The sequence below is a fragment of the Rathayibacter tanaceti genome (assembly GCF_001634385.1).
Lineage (GTDB): Bacteria > Actinomycetota > Actinomycetes > Actinomycetales > Microbacteriaceae > Rathayibacter > Rathayibacter tanaceti.
Window position 1 is genome coordinate 1 of the sequence record NZ_LIIN01000237.1, and the last position, 1,703, is coordinate 1,703.

A 1,703-nucleotide genomic window follows, 5' to 3' on the forward strand; every position below is an offset into this window, starting at 1 on the left:
GGGCGCGGTCGCGGCCCACGCGGGGAACGCCTCCCGCGCGTGGCGGACGGCCGCGGTGGTGGCACTGGTGGTGATGTCGACGGTCACAGGCACCTCTCGGTCGGCGGCGCCCGCGGAGTGGCGGGCGCATCCGTCCGGTACCCGGGTGGTGCGGGCCTAGACACGAGACGGCGGGAATTCAGCGCTCGCGGGGGCGCGGTGCCGCCGGTCCGAGGATGGCGCGGAGGTTCCGCTCGTGCTTGCGCGCGAACTCCTCCCAGGCGAGCGGAGCGTTCCACTGCAGGAACGGCACCAGGTGCGGGAAGCCGAGCGTGATGGTCGTGACGGAGAAGAGGCGCTTGCGTCGCACGTCGTAGACGGTCAGTCCGCCGTAGCGGCCGGAGGTGGGCGTGATCCTGGCGATGTCGCTGACGGGGACCGAGCGCGGGCGACCCGCCACGGGGACGATGTCGAAGCGGTCGTCGCGGAGGGTGACGGAGAATCGCCCGATCCCGCTGGCCAGCCCGATCAGCAGGCCCCCGACGACCGTCAGAACGATGCCGGCGAGAAGCATGCCGGTCTCGCCCGGTCTCGTGATCGCCACTGCGGTCATCAGGGCGCTCACTGCGGCGACGAGGATGCCGGCGGTCCGGGTCAGAACGACCTGCCAGCGCCGGAAGGTGAGGACGACCGCGTCGTCCGCCGGGGGCTCGATCCGCTCGTCGGGGTGGGCGCGATCGCGGCGGCGGATGACAAGCACGACGGTCGCGGGAATGGCGACGGAGGCCGCGACCGCGATGGCCGCGGCCGGAAAGTGAGAGAACATCCGCTCAGAGTAGGGAGGAACCCGGTCGCGGTGTCGAGCGCGGGCGCGGGATCGGAGCCGGTGCGCGGTGCGGGGGCGGGAGACGCCGATCCGGCCGGTCCCCGGGGAATCGGCCGGTCGGGCGTCCACCACGGCAGAAGACGGCTCGTCCTCCGCACACCGGCGGCTGAGAGCAGGTCTCAGCCGCCGGTGTTGACGAGACCTGCTCTCCGCCGGCGGTGCTGGCCGCGCATCCGGTTTTGGATCGGGCTCCGCGGGGAAGTGGAGGAGTGCACCGTCCCCGGAGCCGCGCCCGCGCGCCTCCCGCACCAGAGAGGAACCCGCCGTGGTGGCCATCGCCCCCCTCCGAGAGCCCTTCGCCGGAGTCGAGAGGATCGCCGTCCTGCGCGGCGGCGGACTCGGCGACCTGCTATTCGCCCTCCCCGCCGTCGACGCGCTCGCGGCGGCGTATCCGGGGGCCGAGATCACGCTCCTGGGAACGCCCGCGCACCGGGTCCTGCTCGGTGGCGTCGGATCGCCGGTCGCCGACGTCGAGGTCCTGCCCGTCGCGCAGGGCGTCCGCGACGGCGAGGGAGAGGACGCACGCGTCGTCGAGGACTTCACCGAGCGGATGCGGGCGCGCCGCTTCGACCTGGCCGTGCAGGTGCACGGCGGCGGGCGCTACTCCAACCCGTTCCTGCTCCGGCTCGGCGCGCGGCACACGATCGGCTCGCGCACACCGGACGCGGAGGAGCTGGAGCGCACGATCCCCTACGTCTACTACCAGCACGAGATGCTGCGGGCGCTCGAAGTCGTCGGCCTGGCCGGTGCTCCCGCTGTCCGGCTGGAGCCGGCGCTCGCCGTGGACCCCGAGCGGCGCGACCGCCTGGCCGCCGCGCTGCCCGACGGCGGGCCGCTG

2 protein-coding genes are annotated in these 1,703 nt (G+C 74.0%); one reads left to right on the forward strand and one right to left on the reverse strand.

Features of this window, described 5'->3' with window-relative positions; translation table 11 throughout:
• Positions 1–178: 178 nt before the first annotated feature.
• On the reverse strand, positions 179–805 hold the full coding sequence (locus tag ACH61_RS15290) for a hypothetical protein (RefSeq protein WP_068213718.1): 627 nt from the start codon (positions 803–805) through the stop codon (positions 179–181).
• A gap of 325 nt (positions 806–1,130) precedes the next feature.
• Here ACH61_RS15290 and ACH61_RS15295 point away from each other — a divergent pair.
• A partial coding sequence (locus tag ACH61_RS15295) for a glycosyltransferase family 9 protein (protein ID WP_161489686.1) occupies positions 1,131–1,703 on the forward strand: 573 nt, incomplete at its 3' end.